Here is a 1,053-nt window from a genome sequence, read left to right as displayed (position 1 = left end):
TTTGCTTCTCGCCACCTGAAGAGGCGGGAGTCATCTCACATCTGATATAACAATTACAACCCTTGTTAAACTTTTTATTCTTTCAATCTTTTAGACATGCTTCTTTTCAGAGACTCCCCCAATATTTTTTTTCAAAACTCCGGAATCCAATCGCCTCCGCCAACTGCATCCGCCCGATCTCCGCCTGTCCATCCAGATCGGCAAGTGTGCGCGCTACTTTTAAAATCTTTCCGTGTCCCCTGGCACTGATTCCCTGCTGCCGTTCGACCTTTTCCAGAAATACCGCATCTTCCCCGGATAGACGGCAATGCTCTTCGATCTGGCGGCGGGTCATCTGGCTGTTGTAGGAGATAGATTCGTCTGCAAACCTCTTTTCCTGTCGAGCGCGCGCCTCCATGACGCGGGCGCGCATGACAGCGGAGGAATTCCTCTGCTCTGTCTGTGGAAAACTCCCCTCATCTATACCCTTCTCTGCAGCCATCATCCCCAAATCCTGCCGCGGTACTTCCACCCCAATATCGATCCGATCTAAAAATGGTCCCGAAACGCGGTTCAGATACCGGCGGATCTGGGTTGGAGTACAACGGCATTTTCCCAAATCTGGGAAAAAACCGCATTTGCAGGGATTCATCGCCGCCGCAATCATCGTTTTTGCCGGAAATACAACCGTCTGGTTGAGACGGGAAACCGTGATGCTTCCTTCCTCCATCGGCTGACGCAGCAGATCCAAAATTTTCGGCTGAAACTCCGTTAACTCATCTAAAAAGAGGGTTCCATAACTGGCGAGTGAGATCTCCCCGGGCTTCGGATTTCGTCCTCCGCCTGCCATCGCCTGGGCGGTCGTGCTGTGATGCGGACTGCGGAACGGACGCTGCAAAACCAGCGGCGTGTCTGGCTTCAGGAGACCGCAGATACTGTATATCTTCGAAACTTCAATGCTTTCCTCCAGCGTAAGCGGCGGCAAAATTGTCGGAATACGCCGAGCTGCCATCGTTTTTCCCGTTCCAGCCGGTCCGATATAGAGAATGTTGTGACGCCCCGCTGCTGCTGCCT

1 protein-coding gene is annotated in these 1,053 nt (G+C 52.6%); it reads right to left on the bottom strand.

The genetic code is table 11. The features are described from left to right. Positions 1-106: 106 nt before the first annotated feature. On the bottom strand, positions 107-1,053 hold a 947-nt coding region (locus tag QVO97_RS04810; RefSeq protein WP_288188968.1), incomplete at its 5' end, for a YifB family Mg chelatase-like AAA ATPase.

Origin of the sequence: Clostridium sp. CAG:43, from assembly GCF_000434655.1 — a bacterium.
GTDB classification, from domain to species: domain Bacteria; phylum Bacillota; class Clostridia; order Lachnospirales; family Lachnospiraceae; genus Otoolea; species Otoolea fessa.
Note: the sequence above shows the minus strand (reverse complement) of the source record. Positions and strands in the feature narration are given on the sequence as shown.